Annotated in this window: 21 protein-coding genes and 1 riboswitch; of the genes, 5 read left to right on the plus strand and 16 right to left on the minus strand. The window is 38.3% G+C overall.

All coding sequences use genetic code 11. From position 1 onward, the window contains the following. Window position 1: 1 nt before the first annotated feature. From ACT2CV_RS07610 to ppdD, 11 genes are all read right to left on the minus strand, one after another. Window positions 2-136 (minus strand): hypothetical protein, encoded by a 135-nt coding sequence (locus ACT2CV_RS07610; RefSeq protein WP_464974057.1) that lies wholly within the window; start codon window positions 134-136, stop codon window positions 2-4. A 95-nt stretch (window positions 137-231) separates the two neighbouring features. Next, window positions 232-1,089, minus strand: a complete 858-nt coding sequence (gene menB, locus ACT2CV_RS07615; RefSeq protein ID WP_464972928.1) for a 1,4-dihydroxy-2-naphthoyl-CoA synthase — start codon at window positions 1,087-1,089, stop codon at window positions 232-234. A 66-nt stretch (window positions 1,090-1,155) separates the two neighbouring features. After that, window positions 1,156-1,884: a 2-succinyl-6-hydroxy-2,4-cyclohexadiene-1-carboxylate synthase gene (gene menH, locus ACT2CV_RS07620; RefSeq protein ID WP_464972929.1), complete on the minus strand. Its 729-nt coding sequence runs from the start codon at window positions 1,882-1,884 to the stop codon at window positions 1,156-1,158. A gap of 58 nt (window positions 1,885-1,942) precedes the next feature. After that, on the minus strand, window positions 1,943-3,334 hold the full coding sequence (locus ACT2CV_RS07625) for an alanine/glycine:cation symporter family protein (protein ID WP_464972930.1): 1,392 nt from the start codon (window positions 3,332-3,334) through the stop codon (window positions 1,943-1,945). A gap of 89 nt (window positions 3,335-3,423) precedes the next feature. After that, window positions 3,424-3,528: riboswitch (glycine riboswitch) on the minus strand. Between the two features lie 179 nt (window positions 3,529-3,707). Next, window positions 3,708-3,974 (minus strand): GNAT family N-acetyltransferase, encoded by a 267-nt coding sequence (locus ACT2CV_RS07630; RefSeq protein ID WP_464972931.1) that lies wholly within the window; start codon window positions 3,972-3,974, stop codon window positions 3,708-3,710. 4 nt (window positions 3,975-3,978) lie between these two features. Beyond that, window positions 3,979-4,179 carry a DNA gyrase inhibitor YacG gene (gene yacG / locus ACT2CV_RS07635; protein WP_464972932.1) on the minus strand — a complete coding sequence of 67 codons (201 nt, stop codon included), beginning with the start codon at window positions 4,177-4,179 and terminating at the stop codon, window positions 3,979-3,981. Beyond that, window positions 4,172-4,792: a dephospho-CoA kinase gene (gene coaE, locus ACT2CV_RS07640; protein ID WP_464972933.1), complete on the minus strand. Its 621-nt coding sequence runs from the start codon at window positions 4,790-4,792 to the stop codon at window positions 4,172-4,174. The genes yacG and coaE overlap by 8 nt, the downstream gene beginning before the upstream one ends. Window positions 4,793-4,821: 29 nt before the next feature. After that, window positions 4,822-5,514 carry a prepilin peptidase gene (locus ACT2CV_RS07645; RefSeq protein ID WP_464972934.1) on the minus strand — a complete coding sequence of 231 codons (693 nt, stop codon included), beginning with the start codon at window positions 5,512-5,514 and terminating at the stop codon, window positions 4,822-4,824. Further along, entirely contained in the window at window positions 5,511-6,731 is a 1,221-nt protein-coding gene (locus ACT2CV_RS07650) for a type II secretion system F family protein (RefSeq protein ID WP_464972935.1), read from the minus strand. The genes ACT2CV_RS07645 and ACT2CV_RS07650 overlap by 4 nt, the downstream gene beginning before the upstream one ends. After that, window positions 6,731-8,149 (minus strand): GspE/PulE family protein, encoded by a 1,419-nt coding sequence (locus ACT2CV_RS07655; RefSeq protein ID WP_464972936.1) that lies wholly within the window; start codon window positions 8,147-8,149, stop codon window positions 6,731-6,733. Before ACT2CV_RS07655 ends, ACT2CV_RS07650 begins: the two co-directional genes overlap by 1 nt. Before the next feature lie 2 nt (window positions 8,150-8,151). Continuing rightward, entirely contained in the window at window positions 8,152-8,607 is a 456-nt protein-coding gene (gene ppdD / locus ACT2CV_RS07660) for a prepilin peptidase-dependent pilin (protein ID WP_464972937.1), read from the minus strand. Window positions 8,608-8,716: 109 nt separating this feature from the next. Between ppdD and ampD the strand changes: the two genes are divergently transcribed. Together ampD and hxpB are read left to right on the plus strand one after the other, a co-directional pair. Beyond that, entirely contained in the window at window positions 8,717-9,280 is a 564-nt protein-coding gene (gene ampD, locus ACT2CV_RS07665) for a 1,6-anhydro-N-acetylmuramyl-L-alanine amidase AmpD (protein WP_464972938.1), read from the plus strand. 3 nt (window positions 9,281-9,283) lie between these two features. Further along, on the plus strand, window positions 9,284-9,931 hold the full coding sequence (gene hxpB, locus ACT2CV_RS07670; protein ID WP_464972939.1) for a hexitol phosphatase HxpB: 648 nt from the start codon (window positions 9,284-9,286) through the stop codon (window positions 9,929-9,931). 42 nt (window positions 9,932-9,973) lie between these two features. On the opposite strand, the gene bamE is transcribed toward hxpB, so the two are convergent. After that, complete coding sequence (gene bamE / locus ACT2CV_RS07675; RefSeq protein ID WP_464972940.1) at window positions 9,974-10,381, minus strand: outer membrane protein assembly factor BamE; 408 nt, start codon at window positions 10,379-10,381, stop codon at window positions 9,974-9,976. 64 nt (window positions 10,382-10,445) lie between these two features. Continuing rightward, the gene (gene yejK, locus ACT2CV_RS07680) at window positions 10,446-11,465 is read right to left on the minus strand and encodes a nucleoid-associated protein YejK (RefSeq protein ID WP_464972941.1); all 1,020 of its coding nucleotides are present in this window, start codon (window positions 11,463-11,465) and stop codon (window positions 10,446-10,448) included. 108 nt (window positions 11,466-11,573) lie between these two features. Between yejK and ACT2CV_RS07685 the strand changes: the two genes are divergently transcribed. Beyond that, window positions 11,574-11,789 carry a DUF1414 domain-containing protein gene (locus ACT2CV_RS07685; protein ID WP_464972942.1) on the plus strand — a complete coding sequence of 72 codons (216 nt, stop codon included), beginning with the start codon at window positions 11,574-11,576 and terminating at the stop codon, window positions 11,787-11,789. A gap of 9 nt (window positions 11,790-11,798) precedes the next feature. Continuing rightward, window positions 11,799-13,577 (plus strand): DUF3413 domain-containing protein, encoded by a 1,779-nt coding sequence (locus tag ACT2CV_RS07690; RefSeq protein WP_464972943.1) that lies wholly within the window; start codon window positions 11,799-11,801, stop codon window positions 13,575-13,577. Window positions 13,578-13,607: 30 nt separating this feature from the next. On the opposite strand, the gene pflA is transcribed toward ACT2CV_RS07690, so the two are convergent. Then, a complete protein-coding gene (pflA, locus tag ACT2CV_RS07695) occupies window positions 13,608-14,348 on the minus strand; it encodes a pyruvate formate lyase 1-activating protein (protein ID WP_464972944.1) in 741 nt (246 codons plus the stop codon). A gap of 189 nt (window positions 14,349-14,537) precedes the next feature. Between pflA and lexA the strand changes: the two genes are divergently transcribed. Continuing rightward, window positions 14,538-15,176 carry a transcriptional repressor LexA gene (lexA, locus tag ACT2CV_RS07700; protein ID WP_464972945.1) on the plus strand — a complete coding sequence of 213 codons (639 nt, stop codon included), beginning with the start codon at window positions 14,538-14,540 and terminating at the stop codon, window positions 15,174-15,176. A gap of 52 nt (window positions 15,177-15,228) precedes the next feature. Here lexA and menD read toward each other — a convergent pair whose 3' ends face one another. Next, window positions 15,229-16,944: a 2-succinyl-5-enolpyruvyl-6-hydroxy-3-cyclohexene-1-carboxylic-acid synthase gene (menD, locus tag ACT2CV_RS07705; RefSeq protein ID WP_464972946.1), complete on the minus strand. Its 1,716-nt coding sequence runs from the start codon at window positions 16,942-16,944 to the stop codon at window positions 15,229-15,231. Window positions 16,945-16,987: 43 nt separating this feature from the next. Next, complete coding sequence (locus ACT2CV_RS07710; RefSeq protein WP_464972947.1) at window positions 16,988-18,268, minus strand: isochorismate synthase; 1,281 nt, start codon at window positions 18,266-18,268, stop codon at window positions 16,988-16,990. Between the last annotated feature and the right edge of the window lie 105 nt (window positions 18,269-18,373).

Raw genomic sequence — 18,373 nt, forward strand, 5'->3', positions numbered from 1 at the left:
GCTATTTTTCACATTGTTGGGTGATTTCATTATAGCTGCCACCATAATCTAAACAGGTATCTTTGGCATCAAAAATAAAAAAGACAGCGGCACATAAAATTAATGTGATGAGCAGTAAAACCATCAGAAAACCCATAAATCCCTTTTTCCAAGATATCATCACAATGTCCTTATAGAAATGAAAAGTGCGGTGAAAACTTTTATGATTTTAACCGCACTTTAATTGATTAATTAAGGGTTACGCTTAAATTTGCTGAAGTCTGGTGCGCGTTTTTCGTTGAACGCATTGCGACCTTCCTGCCCTTCCTCTGTCATATAGAACAACATGGTCGCGTTACCTGCAAGTTCTTGCAAACCCGCTTGGCCATCACAATCCGCATTTAACGCTGCTTTCAAACAACGTAATGCAATTGGACTGTTGCGTAACATTTCACGACACCAACGTACCGTTTCTTTTTCTAAATCTGCATAAGGCACAACTGTATTCACTAAGCCCATTTCTAATGCTTCTTTAGCATCATATTGGCGACATAGGAACCAAATTTCGCGCGCTTTTTTCTGACCAACAATACGAGCCATGTAGCTTGCGCCCCAGCCACCATCAAATGAGCCTACTTTTGGACCTGTTTGACCAAAAATCGCATTTTCTGCCGCAATGGTTAAGTCACATAACATATGAAGAACATGACCACCACCAATCGCATAACCTGCCACCATTGCCACTACAGGTTTTGGACAGCTGCGAATATCACGTTGGAAATCCAATACATTTAAGTGATGAACACCGCTTTCATCTTTATAGCCACCGTAATCACCGCGCACTTTTTGGTCACCACCTGAACAGAAGGCTTTTTCACCTTGTCCTGTTAGCACGATCACGCCGATTTTTTCATCAAAACGCGCATCTGAAAAAGCTTGGATCATTTCTTTTACCGTTTGTGGACGGAAGGCATTTCTCACTTCTGGACGGTTAATGGTAATTTTAGCAATGCCGTCAGCAGATTTATGGTAAAGAATATCCGTATAGCCTGCGCTATGATCTGCCCATTCAACTGGGGCATAAAGTACATCATCTTTTGGATTTTGCATGATAAATTCCTTCAAATAAGCAAAAAGTGCGGTCATTATAACGAAAGTTTTTGCGCTTTCCCACTTTTAAACACAAATCTGCGCCAATAGTTCGGCAAATGACTCAGGGTTTTCATTATGCGCATTATGCCCTGCGTTAGCGATTTGGTAAAAATTCAGTGCGGATTGCTTTGCCATTGCGGTAAATTTTTTATCTTTTTCGCCCACGACATAATCAATCGGCACTTTATTCTGTGCAAGCAACGGGCGGAAATCAGGTTGTTTTGCTAAAGAAGTGGCCAGCAACATTTTAGCCACACTTTCCCCACTATTTAACGAACGTTGAGCAATGATCTCAGCTGTTTGTTGTTGTGAAAGATGAGAGAATACCGGCTGGCGATACCAATCTTGCAACACATTTTCAATATCTTCATTAGCAAAACGCTGCGCCCATTGTAAATCATTCTGCCAACGCTGTTGTCGTTCTTGCTCGGTTTGCAATCCTAAATTGGCTCCTTCTAAAATCAGGCGTTGTAGCTTGCCTTTGCGCACATGTTGCGATAATGCATAGTGCAAAGCCAAACGCCCACCCAGCGAATAGCCAATCAAAATATAGGGATTATCATTAGTAATTTCTGCTATTTTTTGCGACAGATATTGCGTCGTCTGCGAAAAATCCTCTACTGAAAGCGCTTTATTTTCGCCATGAAAAGGTAAATCAATCGCCACACAATTAAAGTGCGGTAATTTTTCCATGACTTTTAGCCAATCATTTTTTGTACCTAGCAAGCCATGTAAAAAAATCAAAATAGGCATATACACTCCATAAAAAAACCACGCCTATCATAGCGTGGTTTAAGGTAAAAATTAATGATTATTTCACCGCACTTTGACGATGTTCTGCCTCGTCAGCATCTAATTCGCCATTGCGTAAACGAGCGAAATAATCGCGCGTTTCATTAAGAATAATGTGACGTAATCCCACTAAGGCAACGAGATTTGGGAAAGCCATTAAACCATTCACAATATCCGCTAAAATCCAAATTAAATCTAATTTTAAGAAAGATCCACAAGCGACAAGCAGAATGAAAATGCTACGGTATAATTTAATGCCACGAATATCAAAGAGGTAAACAAAACAACGCTCGCCATAATAGCACCAACCTAAAATGGTGGTAAACGCGAAAAATAATAACCCAACGGTAACAATGGTTGCCCCTAAGCTAGTGCCTAAACCTTGCGAAAATGCTAAGTTTGTTGCGGCAGCACCCGTTTCTGGACCGCTCCAAACGCCTGTAATCACAAGCACTAATCCCGTCATAGAACAAACGATAATAGTATCTAGGAACGTCCCCGTCATTGAGATTAAACCTTGGCGAACAGGCTCTTTCGTTTGTGCAGCAGCCGCTGCGATTGGCGCTGAACCCAAACCTGATTCATTAGAGAAAATGCCTCGAGCGACACCTGATTGAATGGCTTTCATCACACCAATCCCCAAAGCACCACCTAATGCGGCTTGCGGATCAAAAGCACTATGCACAATCAACACCACCGCGGCAGGCACTTTGTCGAAATTTAATAATAAAATAATGGCAGAAGTAAGCACATATAACACAGCCATGAAAGGCACAATAAATGTGGACACCGTCGCAATACGTTTTACACCACCCAATACAATCGCTGCTACTAAAATGGTGACCACTGCTGCAGAAATCATTACTGGCACATTGAATGTATCGTGCATAGCTTGCGTAATAGCGTTAATTTGTGGAAAGGTACCAATACCAAAGAAAGCCACTAAAATACCAAAGATAGCAAATAATTTGGCTAGCCATTTAATGCCTAAACCTCGCTCGATATAGTACATTGGCCCACCAGCCATAAAGCCGTTTTTATCGCGAACGCGGTATTTGACCGCAAGCAAGCCTTCAGCATATTTGGTCGCCATTCCTAATAACGCAACAAGCCACATCCAGAACATCGCTCCAGGACCGCCTGCTTGAATAGCTGTCGCCACCCCAACAATATTCCCCGTACCAATGGTTGCGGAAAGTGCGGTACAAAGTGCTGCAAAAGCTGATACATCGCCCATTTGACCATTGCTTTGTTCACGTTTGAACATATAGCGTAACGCCAAAGGCAAATGCGCAAATTGAATAAATCCAAGACGAATAGTTAAATATAATCCAGTTCCCGATAACAAAATAAGAAGTGGCGGGCCCCAAATAAACGAATCGATTGATGATAAAATTGCCGTTAATGACATATTGATTCCTCGTAATACATAAAATTTACAAGGAGGCGAAAAGAGTTACGGAAAAAAGAAAAATACGCCAAAAGCGTAAACCGAATATGCTCCCTGCCCCTGTCCTTTTGCCTGAGCGTTTGAAGCGAATTTCTCGCTCTTTCGCCTTCGGCGTCCAATTACATGATGTATTGGATCTCTCCAAGGGTTCGTCCACTAGCAGTCCTCGCAGATTAGCTCTGCACCTGAAAGATTTTACCTCGTCGGTATGGAGTCAATTCCCCATTCTCCAACTAGCTTCAACCGAACTTGACTTTTTATAATAAAATACAGATAAAAAGTGCGGTCAATTTTAACAAAGTTTTATGAAAATTCAACCGCACTTTTTAATATATTACATGCCACTACGTTGCCATTTTCTTTCAATATAGCTACAACTTGGAATAAGTTTGAGATTATGCTGTTTAATTAACTCAACTAGGGCTTGATACAGTTTATCCGCCACGCCTTGACCTCTCAGAGTTTCAGAAACATAGGTATGATTGGCATTAATGGTATTTTCATCCACAAAAAAGTAGGTTAATTTGGCAATTTTATTACCTGTTTCATCCAAAATAAAAAATTCACCTTGATGTTCATCTTGTTGATGTTGAATATTCATGATGTTAACGGCTCCAATCTTCTGCTAATAAAGGATCCTGTGCAAAATCGGCAGTTTCACAAGGAATGGCTTTTTCTTCAGCTGCCCATTCGCCTAGATCAATTAATTTACAGCGTTCACAACAAAAAGGACGAAATGGACTTTCTGGCGACCAAACCACTGTTTTTTGGCAAGTTGGGCAAGCAACACTAAAAATTTCACTCATATTTTTTCTCACTCAGCATTAAATAAGTGCGGTGCAATTTTAACACTTTTTCACGCAGTTCAACTAAATTTTGACTAAAATCTTGATCATTATTAATAACATCATCCGCAGCAGCTAAACGTTGCTCTCGACTCACTTGGTTATTCATAATCTGTTGAATTAATTCAATTTTATTACTATCACGCTGACTAGCACGTAATAATTGAGTTTTTGGTAAAACATCCACCACCAAAATGCGATCACAAAGTGTGGTGAGGTTGTTTTCAATAAGTAAGGGAACGACAAATAAAGTGTAAGGTGCAGTTTGTTTATGAAGTTGCGCTAACATTCTTTCGCGAATGGCTGGATGGAGCAAAGCGTCTAACCAAGCTTTCTCTTCTTTTTGATTAAACACTTTTTCTCGTAAGGCTGCTCGATTTAATTCTCCGCTTTCATTCAATATCTGCTTGCCAAAATGTTCGGCGATTTTTTCAAGTAATGGCGAACCTTTTTCAACCACTTCACGCGCGACAAGATCCGCATCAACAATAGGCACGCCTAATTCGGCAAATAAATTGGCAACTGTGCTTTTACCACTGCCAATTCCACCAGTTAAACCGACAACATAAGTCATAATTTATCTTCATTCTATGGGTTATGGCGTTATGCTAGCACGTTTAACATAAAAGTCGAAATATGTCCGATAATTAAAAAAGGGCCAAATGGCAACATTTTAGGTTTGTTCTTATACTGAAAGGAAGTAAAAATTAGCGCACTTAAACAAGCTAAAAAAATCATTAAGGGCAAACGTTGCCAAGGATGAAAACTGGCTAATGCGCCTACTAGCCAATAATCGCCACGCCCCAACGCTTCTTGCCGGTAATAATATTTTGCTAATTGAAAAATCAACCAAAAGACAATAAAACCGCAGCAAGCACTTTGTAAACTTTGTGGCAAGGAAAGAGAAGAAAGTTGGAAATAGGCGCTTGCAACACCACAAGCGCAGAGTAGCTGACAACATTCCATTGGAATCAGTTGATAATGCCAGTCGATTTTCGCAATAACTAATAATAATCCACTAACCAAAAGCCAATAAAATAATAGTGTGGGATCAGCAATGAGATAACAACAAAGCAGCGTATAAAATGCGCCAGCAACAAAATAATAAGAAAAATGACCGCACTTTATAGGCTGCAAACTGGATTGAAGCTGCGCAAAGTGCGGTGCATTTTGAGGGAAAATTTCACAGAAATTGTGATAAACCTGTTGCTCAAGATTTTTTGAAAAATGCAATAAATAGAAACGAATAGCAACCGCTCCAATACCTGACAAAATAGCCCCAAGCACCCAAATCATTGAATCACTGCTCCCATATTAAAAATTGGCATATACATCCCAAGCATAATTAAGCCAATTAATCCACCGATAATAACCATTAACATTGGCTCAAGCATTTGGGAAAGTAAGTCAATTTTATGCTCTAGCTGTTGCTGATAAGTTTCTTCAATGTATTTGAGCATTTGTGTCAGTTGCCCAGATTGTTCGCCAACTTGCAACATTTGTTGAGCTTGTACAGGAAATAAAGTCGCGCCCACTGCAACAGAAAAAGGATAACCTTGCGTAAGCCAATGTAGCATTTGCTGAACTTCTTGAATTAATACGGGATCGCCTTGTTGCTTCGTTTTCTTTTGCCAACTTTTCTTTTGCGGAATAAAGGATTGCAATGCCTGATTTAAAGGAACCCCAGAATACAACATGACATGTAATCCACGACTAAAATTCACTAATCTTGCTAAAAACACTACATTTCCTAATACAGGCATACGCTGGCTTAATTTAATTTTTTGTTTATAGAGCCATGGAGAAGAATTCATCAGATATTTCAAGCCAATGAAAAAAATGAATACGCAGAAAAACATAAAAATAAAATAATGGCGTAAAATATCAGAAGCAGTTAATAAAACTTGAGTAAAAAATGGCAATTCTGCTTGATTATTGGCATACATTTCGGCAAATTGTGGTACCACGAAAATCAATAGCAACACTGTTAACGACAAAGAAACGACTAGCACCATAGCGGGATAAAGCATAATTTTTTGTAGCTTTTGTTGTAACTCAATGCTCTTTTGACGATTTGCCGCGATCTGTGCCATCACATCAACTAGTTTCCCACTCAACTCACCCACATAAATCAATTGTCTTTCCTGAAAAGACAAAAATTGCGGGTAATGCTCCGTAGCCTGAGACAAAGACAACCCTGCTTCTATGCTTTGTAATAAATTCCTTATCCATTGATTTAATTGTAAATTATGACAATTCTCTAATAATATTAATAAACTATTCTTTAATGGAAGTGAGGATTTGAGCAAAATAGAAAGCTGTAATAACAACTCATAGATTTCCTTAGAACGAGGCCTGGTTGACAATTGCCAATTCTGTTGAATTTTAAGTTGTTTTATTCCTTTTTGTAGCAATTGTTGTCTAACAATATGTTCATTTTCACCAATTAAAATGCCTTTTTGAGCTTGTTGGAATGAATTAACACCTTTCCAGCGATACATTTTCAATGTCATTATTCCTCCCGCCCCAATACACGTTCCACTTCTTCTAAATCTGTTATCCCCTGCCGCACTTTTTCTAAACCCGCTTGGTGTAAGGTTTGAAAGTCCAATTCATAATGCCAAGTTTCATCCTGTTTTATTGGACGTAAGAATTGATATAAACCAATCCGTCCCCGATAACCTTGATAACAATCACAAAAACTCTCGTTTTTTGCACCGCACTTAGTGCAACATTTCCGCACTAAACGTTGAGCTATCACTAATAATAAGGAATGATCAATTTCATGTTGCTTGATGCCTAATTGCAATAAACGTGAAATTGCAGAAGGCGCATCATTGGTATGTAGAGTTGAAAGCACCAAATGTCCTGTTTGTGCTGCGCGTAGTGCCATTTCGGCACTCTCTTCATCACGAATTTCGCCGAGCATAATAATATCGGGATCTTGTCGTAAAAATGTTCTTAATAAACGACTGAAGTCTAAGCCAATATGAGGATTAATTTGCGTTTGAATAATGCCGGACAATTCAATTTCGATAGGATCTTCTGCGGTCATAATGTGCTTTTCAGGGCGATTTAAATAAGAAAGTGCGGTGTAAAGTGAGATACTTTTTCCACTCCCCGTTGGACCTGTAACCAGAATTAATCCTTGCGGTTGATTAAGGGCATTTTCAAAATGATGCAGTTGTCGCTCATTCATACCCAACTCGGCAAAAGAAAATTGTACGGGCTTATTTTGTTGCACACGCAATACCGCTTTTTCGCCCAAAGGTGTGGGTAAGGTTGAAAGACGAAGATCTAATAGATCCGAAAAAGTGGTCTTAAAATGAAATCGCCCATCTTGAGGCAAACGCGTTTCGCTAATATCCAATTTAGCTAAGAGTTTCAAACGAGAAACTACCCGATTAGCAAAGCGAGAGGAAATTGATGGCTGTACTTGTAACACACCATCAATGCGAAAACGCACTTGCAAGCATTGTGGCTGAGGTTCAAAGTGAATATCAGAGGCTTTTAAAACTAATGCTTGTTCAAAAATATTATCAAGCAATTGAATAATGGGCTCATCACTTTTTTGGGCAATATCCGTATCCTGTGTATTCTCCGTATGTGGCAACCTTGAATACATAAAGGCATTTTCTTCAATTTGATTCGCTTGTGGAGATAATTGCTGCAATAAGGATTTCAACGCTTCCGTTTGCAACAATATGGGCTCAATCACTTTTCCAGTTAAAAAAGAGAAGGTTTCACAGGCTGCCAAATTGTTGAGATTATCAATACCTAGCCATAACTGCTGCTCATTTTCTTGCAAAGGACAAGCTAAATAACGCAGTAATAAGGCTTGCTGCTGTTGATTTTGCAACCATAAGTGCGGTGGAATTTCAAAGACTTTTCCATCAACAGCAACCACTGAGTAGTTCTGCTCTGACATCATAATTACTTACTAGCACTACAAAAACCCGCAGGGAATAAATCCGCATTTGTTCCACAAGCCGCTGCCCAAGTTACCCCCGTTTTCGCAGTGCCTGATGCAGTTAAGGTATAACTTACGCCATCTAATGCACCAGCACCCTGTACGGTAATTACACCAGAAGCCACATTAACTGACTTCACATATTTACCCGTTTGGCTAGTGATATTTCCTTGAATCCCATTTTGACCTGCCGTACAATCAGTAACAGCACCAAGATTATAAACACAAAGTTCCACATCGGAACGATAAGGTGCGGACGCTTGCAGTAATTCTGATACAGCAGCCTTTTTGGTATAATTTTGATAAGACGGAATGGCAATGGTTGCTAAAATAGCAATGATGGCAATCACAATCATCAGTTCAATTAAAGTGAAACCTTTTTGAACAACAATAGATAAAGAAGTGCGGTTAAATTTCATCCTATTTTCCTCAAGTAGTAAAAACTGTGATTACTTTGTGGGAAGAAACTTATAGCGTCAAAAATATGCATTTATTTTTGGAATTAACATCACAAAACACAGATTTTTTATGACAAAATCATCAACCCAAAAACCTTCTGGATGGCTCGAGCAGGCTCGAATATGCCCTTCACCTCATTATGATCAGCGCCCTGATGTGCAAGATATATCGCTATTAGTAATTCACTACATTAGCTTGCCGCCCGAACAGTTTGGACAACATTTTATTGATGATTTTTTCTTAGGAAAATTAGATCCTAATGCGCACCCTTATTTCCAAGAGATTCAACACCTTCGTGTTTCCGCCCATTGTTTAATCAATCGAAATGGCGAAATTACACAATATGTTAATTTCAATGATCGTGCTTGGCATGCGGGTTTATCTTGCTTTCAAGGACGCGAAAAATGCAATGATTTTTCTATTGGCATTGAATTAGAAGGCAGTAATAATAAACCTTTTACCCTATTACAATATGAAACTTTAGCCAAAGTAACAGATCAAATTAGGGCTGAATATCCTGCCATCACTTTAGCCAATATTGTTGGACATTCAGATATATCACCAGGCAGGAAAATCGATCCCGGTCAATATTTTGACTGGCATTATTATTTTAGTTTAATGAAGAAGGATTAAGATATGGCAATAAAAAACGTTATTTTTGATATGGATGGCGTTCTCATTGATAGTGAGCCTTTTTGGGCTGCTGCTCAAATAGAAAGTTTAGCGCAATATGGCGTCAGCATCACTGAGCCGGATTGTGAAAAATACACCAGAGGAACAAGAATAGAAGAATTGGTGCAAATTTGGATCGATATGTTCCAAATTGATGTTGATAATGCGATATTAAAACAGCAAATTTTAGAAAATGTTTGCACTAAGATCAGTCAGCAAGGCCAAGCTATGCCAGGCTTATTTGAGTTGCTCGATTTTCTAAAAACTCAGCAAATTTCAACCGCACTAGCAACCTCTTCCAATAGACAAGTGATTAAAGCGGTATTTGATCGATTAAATCTCTGGGATTATTTCCCAATTCAATGCTCTGCTGCTGATGAAGAATTAGCTAAACCGCATCCAGCGGTTTATTTAAGTGCGATCAAAGCCTTAAAAGCGACTCCTAAAGAATGTATTATTATCGAGGATAGTGTAACGGGATTAATCGCCGCCAAAGCAGCAAATGTGAGAACCTTTATTGTAAATGAAAAATATAGCAATGAAAGATTTGCTATCGCCGACGAAAGAATGGCCTCATTACATCAAGCCTTAGAAAAAATTAAAAGTGAATAATGAAAAATACCCTGAATCATCAGGGTATTTTTATGATTTGTTTTACCAGAATTTCCACCAAGATTTTGTTGCTTCTGGTGCCTCAATAATGGCATTGTTGACTTCTTGTTTTTCTACATCTGGCAGCGGTTTATCTAAATCCGTACTAGTCACAATTCCATTGTTATCAAAATTAACAATGAAAGTATGTTGTACAGGATCTTCGTACGCATGTTGTTGTAAATACACATAGTACCAAGTTTGTCTGCTAAAAGGATCAATTAATACAGGCGTACCTAATAAATATTGTACTTGCTGATGATTCATACCTGGTTGTACTTTTTGTACGCTAGCGGCTTCCAAATAGTTACCCTGAGGCACATCAATACGATAAACAATTTTGTTCACACTAGAACAAGCTGACACACTTAACGCAAGTGCGATTACTGCCATAACAGGTTTTAATTGCATTTTTCTACCTTTCTATTCTGTCGAAACTGTTGTGATAATACCTAAAGTTGAACAAATTTCCAAATTAATTCTGATTTTTTGTATTACGCTGTAATTGGTCACGTAAATTTGCAGGTAACCCTTTAATGATCAAACTGTCAGAATTTTCATCCCATATAATACGCTGATTCAACAATTCTGCATCAAAACTAATGGTTACCCCTTTTCCAGAACCGGAAAATTTCGTCAAGGATTTTAATGTTGTGCTAACGGGAGGAATACTGTCTTCCAACGCATAATCTTGTTGTTGCACAAAATCAATAAAAGGACTTTCGTTTAGAGTAGGTAATTCGGCAGAAAGTTCCGTCAAGGCTATCTCTTCACCTTGATTAATTTGCCCTTTGCAATATTCAAACACTTGCTTTTTCACTGCTTGGGTTTGAACTTGATCTAATTCGCCTTGATCACAATAATCACTCACCGCTTGCAATAAACATTGATTCTGTACTCGAGGGTTTAACCCTTCTTCAGCACCTAAGAAATCCATAAAGAAATCACCAATTTTGCGTCCTACTCTGCCCTTAATAAAAGTCAAATAGCGATTTGAGTTTGCGTTAAGTTGTAATTCCGTCAAATTGATACGCGCAGCAATGTCAAATTGATTAATATTCAAATACTGGGTACGTTGAATCTCTAATTTTTCATCCACTAACATGCTGGCACGATTATCCAATAACGAAATAAACAAATAATCTGTCGCCAGAAAATTATATTTACACAAAACAAATGTGCCACTGTCGGCAAAAGGATATTTGCCTAACTCTGTTGCCAATAACTTCGCTGAATCATAACTAAACGGCAAAAATTCTGTTTCATTTTCTAATAGACGATTCAAATTCTGAGCAAAAAGGGAATGCTCTTGAAATATGCCATAGCCTTTGGCTTTTGTTTGATAAGCTTGATGTAATTCCAACATCAATTGTTCCACATCATTGCTAATTTCTAGCAAATTTTCACGCAACAATGTGCTTAATCGCACGTTATTTTCTTCATCTGTTTGTTTAATTAATTGGTGTAATACAACTTGATTAACAGTAATGCTCATTTTTTCTACACATCTATTTTCAAAAATTTAAAATCTGGTTAATTATAACCGCACTTTAAGTAAAAATGTGGTAGTATTCAAAAATTAAATACAAAACTATTCTCATCTATGGCTAGCAATTCAAAATATCAAGATAAACAAATTGATGTCATTTCTAACGACATCATCGCCGTTTTAGAAAAACATCAAGCATCAACCGAACTTTCGCTGATTGTTTTAGGAAATATGGTGTCAAATTTACTGATCAGCAGTGTTGGCAAGAGTCAACAAATCGCTTTAGCTCAAGCATTTTCGGATGCGTTAATGGATTCAGTGGAAAAATAAGACTGCATTATGTTTTGGATTAAAAATGGCAGACAATATCGAGAACAGACCTCGCAAAAAATTTCGTGGGGGCATTGGTTTGCTTTTTTTAATATTCTATGGGCAATCATCATTGGCTCTCGATACGCTTTCTTAATTGATTGGCCTCATACTCTATTAGGCAGATCCTATTTCTTCGTCAGCCTACTTGGCCATTTCAGTTTCATCTGTTTTGCTGCCTATTTACTATTAATTTTCCCACTGAGTTTTATCATTAAAAATGAACGCACTTTTCGTGGCGTAACTGTGATTATTGCAACTATTGGTAGCACCTTATTATTAGTCGATACAGAAGTTTTCTCCCGCTTTAATTTACATCTCTCCAGTGTCGTATGGAATTTGTTAGTGAATCCAGAAAATGGTGAGTTATCAAGAGATTGGCAAATTTTCTTTGCTCCAATGCCGTTGATGCTATTGGCACAAATGCTGTTTTCACGCTGGTCTTGGTATAAATTACGTAGCCTAGAGCGCCAAAAATGGTTACGCCCAGTAGGGATTTTGTTTACTTGTTTATTTGTGGCAACCCACTTAGTTTATGCATGGGCGGATGCTTATATTTATCGTCCTATCACTATGCAAAAATCAAATTTTCCGTTGTCCTATCCAATGACGGCGCGCACCTTCTTAGAAAAACATGGATTATTGGATAAAGAAGAATATGCTAATAAATTAAATCAAGAAGGACGTCCTGAAACCCCGATTATTAATTATCCGAAACAATCGCTTAGCTATATGAAAATGGATAATTTAACCAATATTTTCATTATTACCGTATCAGGTTTACGTCAAGATGCTGTTCAAACAGAAACAATGCCATTGCTCAGCCAATTTGCTCAGCAATCTACACAATTTACTAACCATTACACAACGGGAAATACAACTAAAGCCGCAATTACTGGCTTATTCTATGGGTTAAATGCAAATTACAGCGATAGCTTATTAAATAATAAGAAAACCTCTGTTCTCATTGATAAATTACGCCAAGAAAGCTACCAATTTGGTTTATTCTCTGCCAATAATTTTAAAGAAAGTATTTTTAAGCAGGCATTATTCAAGCCATTCAAGCTTAATAAACAAACGTTAGGCAATGAAAGTGCGGTGCAAAAATGGCAAGTTTGGTTTAAGCAAAAGCCAACTCATCAACCTTGGTTCAGTTACCTAAACTTAGATGCAACAGAAAACCTAGTAGAGAAGAATTCATCATCTGATGAAGAAAAAAACATTTATTTACAAAAAGTTACCAAGTTAGACAAATTATTAAAGGATGTTATCAATACACTAACTGAAACAAATAGCCTAGACAATACATTATTTATTATCACAGGCGAACAAGGCTATTCCTTTGATATCAAGGATAAGGAATTAGAGAATTATTTTGCGCCTGAAATGGTAAAAGTGCCGATGATCATTCATTGGAAAGACCTCAAGCCTCAGGTTGAAAATAGATTGACCAGCCATGCTGATGTTATACCAACTTTAATGAGTCAGCTATTTGGCATTCAAAATGCGGAAACTGATTATAGCCAAGGGCATAATCTGCTCTCACAAGAACGAGCGACAGAATGGGTATTGGCCTCCAACCACCGTTGGAATGTAATCATTACACCAAATGGAACCCAGTATCATATTGATAACAAAGGGAATTATCAAAAATATGATCACAGTTATCAGAAAATATCTTCTGAGCGTCCACCATTAGGGCTATTCCTTGATGTATTCAAACAAAATTCTAGTTTTATCGAAAAATAAAATACCGAGTATAAACTCGGTATTTTTCGATTAGAATTTTATATCATGACCATAACTTTCTAAAATTTGCTTAATATGTTCTAAGCTTTCTCTAGTTGGTGGTGCCACATCTTCTAGCTCATAATCTAAACCTAAGGTTTTCCATTTATGTGCACCTAAACGATGATAAGGTAATAATTCCACTTTTTCGATATTCGTCATACCTTCAATAAATTTGCCTAACAAATGAATATCTTCATCCGCGTCAGTATGACCTGGAACAACAACATAGCGAATCCACGTGCGTTGATTACGTTTATGTAAATATTTAGCAAATTCAAGTGTACGCTTATTAGGTACCCCAATTAAATTCTGATGGATTTTGTCATTTAATTGTTTTAAATCCAACAACACTAAATCTGTGACATCTAATAATTCATCAATAACTGGCGTATAAGCACGCACAAAACCATTGGTATCTAAACAAGTATTAATACCTTCCGCTTTACAAGATCTGAACCAATCACGCACAAATTCAGCTTGCAAAATCGCTTCTCCACCCGACGCTGTTACACCGCCACCAGTCGCGTTCATAAAATGCTTGTAAGTCACCACTTCTTTCATTAATTCATCAACACTGATTTCTCGACCACCATCAAGATCCCAAGTATCGCGGTTATGGCAATATTTACAACGCATTAAACAGCCTTGCATAAATAGGATAAAACGAATCCCTGGACCATCAACGGTACCGCAGGACTCAAATGAGTGAATACGCCCTAAAACAGACATAATATTTCCTCTATCAATAACTAAAAATTTGAGTAAATTTTAACAAAGATTTATTCATATTTCAGTAAAAATCATCTATAACTGTATAAATGACAATGTTTATCCACTTTTTTATTGCAACTTTCAACAGTCTGTATATAATTTCATATACAAACTGTACAGAAAAACAAATAAAAAAGAGGAATACCGATGAAAGTATTGAGTAAGAGCTTAACCGCTCGTCAACAGCAAGTATATGATTTTCTTAAACATCATATTGAAACCGCAGGCGTTCCCCCGACTCGAGCTGAAATTTCCCAAGAATTAGGATTTCGTTCTCCTAATGCCGCGGAAGAACATTTAAAAGCCCTTGCGCGTAAAGGGGCAATTGAGATGGTGCCTGGTATGTCTCGAGGTATTCGCTTATTATTATCCTCACCAGAACAAGAAGAGGAATATGAAGGTTTACCACTTATTGGTCGCGTTGCTGCGGGTGAACCAATTTTGGCAGAGCAACATATTGAAGGCACCTATAAAGTGGATCCTGAAATGTTTAAACCACAGGCTGATTTCTTATTAAAAGTTGATGGCCAATCAATGAAAGATATTGGTATTCTGGATGGCGATTTACTTGCGGTACACAGCACCAAAGATGTGCGTAATGGACAAGTCATTGTGGCAAGAATTGAAGATGAGGTTACCGTAAAACGTTTAGAACGCAAAGGCGATATTGTTTATCTCCATGCAGAGAATGAAGAGTTTGAACCTATCGTTGTGAATTTACGTGAAGAAGTATTTGAAGTTGAAGGCATTGCAGTAGGTATTATCCGCAACAATGCTTGGATGTAAAAATAACAAAAAAGTGCGGTATTTTCCACCGCACTTTTTTATTCAACACGAATCAAGAATTGGTACCAATCATTGCATCTCGAATTTGTTCGAGTAAATATTTATACAAATTGCTCCCATCATTTGGACTGACTTTTATCTCAATAACCGTCGTTTCTTTACGAGAATAGGCTTGTTTTAGTACCGAACTAAGATCCGCCCATGTATAAGGTCTCGCATATTTCAAATCAAACATGGCTGCTGCCTGTGAAAATTCTGCTTGATGAGGTAATCGATAGAAAGCATTTTTCACTTGGTTATCGACTGGTAGCATATCAAAAATCGCCCCGCCATTATTATTAATCACAAAAATAATGGTTGGTTGAGAGACTTTCTTAAATAATGCCAACGAATTAATATCATAAAGCGCAGATAAATCCCCTAATAAAATCGCCATAGGTTGATTTGAACCAATACCCACGCCAGCAGCCGTAGCTAACAGTCCATCAATGCCACTAGCACCACGATTGGTATAAACAGGATAATTATTGGTTAATTTGGCTAAAGCATCCACCAAACGAACAAATAAGCTATTGCCTAAGAATAACGTACAATTCTTCGGTAAAATACGATCGATATGATGTGCCAATGAGGCTTCATTCAATCCGCCACCAACCGCTTGCTCAATAAATCCTGCGCAAAAATTAGATAATGCTAAAGGCTCAACCAACCAAGCTTTCTGGCGTAATGGCGGATGGGCACGTAACCAATGATGTGGTTTTACATGATAACGAGTCTGTTGATGATGTTCAGGATCTAAACGTTGATCGCTTTCATCCACAACCCAATATTCGCCTTTAAAACTCGCCAAAAATTGATTAATGCGTTTGCTCACGAAACGCGTGCCAAATTGGATGACGATATCTGCTTGTAATAATTTATCGCGTACGATTTTATTCGCCAACCAAATATCAGCATAAGGCAGACTTGGTTCCACATTTGATTGAATATCAGTAATCAGCACCCAGCCTAACGTATCCGCCCATTGTTTCATCCCCATAGCTTGTCGCTGTGTTAGCTGTCCAACCACAACAATCCCACGCTTAGTGCGCCAATCATCCCAATGTTCATGCGTCATCACTTCATGTTGCGCATTTTGATGATTTGCCCAAGTGCTCGTTTTAGAAAGCCAACGTTGCACAGGCGCGAGCCAAGGATGGCGATCTATTTCCTCTACTTGAGCATCATACAAAGGCTCAGCGAAAGGCACATTAATATGAACAACACCCGGTTTTTGATTTTGTTGGAAACAAACTTGATCCAAACTCGACACCAACCATTTCACTGGGTATTCTTGGCTAGGACGCGGCAAGTTCAAGGTTGCCACAGGATAATGAGAGAACATATTTTCCTGTAAAATCGCTTGATTTGCACCGCACTCTAATAATTCAATTGGACGATCTGCCGTTAATATCATTAGTTTCACACCGGTTTGGCGCGCTTCAATAATCGCTGGATACAAATTCGCTGCTGCGGTACCAGACGTAACAATAACCGCCACTGGCGATGAAGTGGATTTCGCTAAACCCAATGCAAAAAAGCCTAAACCACGTTCATCAAAATGCGTATGGCAATGCGCTTTCCCTTGTTCTTGTAAACGCACTGCTTCTAAAGTTAAAGGCGTTGAACGAGAACCCGGCGCAATACAAATATGCTCTACACCGAAACGTATCAGGCTTTCCAAAATCACTTTTGACCAACAACGGTTGAAGGTACTTACTGATGACATATTGCTCTCCAATTTCTTGAAGGCAGCCTTAAGCTGCCCTCTATTATTCTTTTTCTACCGCTAACAAGCTGACCAAACCTGAAGCTTTTCTTTCAATTTCGTTCCATTCTAACAAGGGAACCGACCCCGCCACAATGCCAGCGCCCGCAAAAACGCGAATTTTATTTTGTTCAATAAATGCGGACCGAATGGTGACACAAAACTCAGATTGTAACTGGCTCATTACGCCAAGCGTGCCTGCATACCAACTGCGGTCAAAATTTTCTGTTTTTTGTAAAAATTGCACCGCACTTTGTTGTGGCAATCCCGATACTGCTGCGGTAGGATGTATTGCAGTTAAACAAGCGACATCACTGAAATCAGACTTTAATTGCCCTTGAATGGCACGTCGTAAATGTTGAACTCGGCGTAAGCGTTTCACTTCCACAGGTGCAACATGAATATCCTCAACATAATTTGCCAAGTTATCGCAAATATCTTTCACCACTAATAAATTTTCATGATCATTTTTAGGATCATTCAGTAACCAATCGGCTTGTTGCTGAGTTTGAAGCGGATCTTCACTCACCATCGCCGTCCCTGCCAATGCTTCAGTATTCAGTTCTGTACCATGACGTTGGTATAAACGCTCTGGAGTTGATCCCACAAAACTTTGATGCTCATCGAGTGCCAATAAAAAATGATAACAACCGGTATTTTGTTGCTCACTTTCTGCAATAAAATCTTTTGCATCAAGAGGTTGAACAGTTTCAAATTGATTTTCATTTGCCAGCACAACTTTAGTAAAAGTGCCTTTTTCAATCTCATCTAATGCCTGTTCGACCCAATGACACCAAGTTTGTTGATTCGCTTTTTGCCCTATCCAGCGGACTTTTTGTTGGATAGGCTCAAGTGCGGTGAATTTTGCGATATTTTTTAGTGCTGTCAATGCGGCTTCTTGTTCTGCCACAATATTTTTTTCATTATCAATATATAAAGTAGCGATAACTTTATCGCCCTCTTGTGTTAACACAAGTCTCGGCAACCAGAAATTCACTTGTTTATCAAAGGTTAGGCCGCCAACTAATTGCAAATTTTGTGCTTGCACAAAGGCTTGTGCAGATTTCTCATCAAAAAATGACCGCACTTTTCCAATAGTCGCCATGCGCAATGCGGATTGGCGGAAATTCAAATAAAACTGTGGATACAAGGATTGCGCTTTCAACCAAGATAATAAGTGCGCTGACATTTGACATTCCGATTGGAATTGCGTCACACCACTGGTAGTTTGTTGAAATTGATGATCCTTAAGCTGTGCAATTAAGCTCGAACACAAATTTTCCATTGAATTTTATATAAAAATGATGAATTAAAATGAAATTATTTTAACCCAAATAAAAAAATTTTTTTAGTAAATCTTTTATTCTCTTAAAAATCGGGGTAAAGTGCG

This window comes from Reella acinonychis, from assembly GCF_052384575.1.
Classification (GTDB): domain Bacteria; phylum Pseudomonadota; class Gammaproteobacteria; order Enterobacterales; family Pasteurellaceae; genus JBQSUQ01.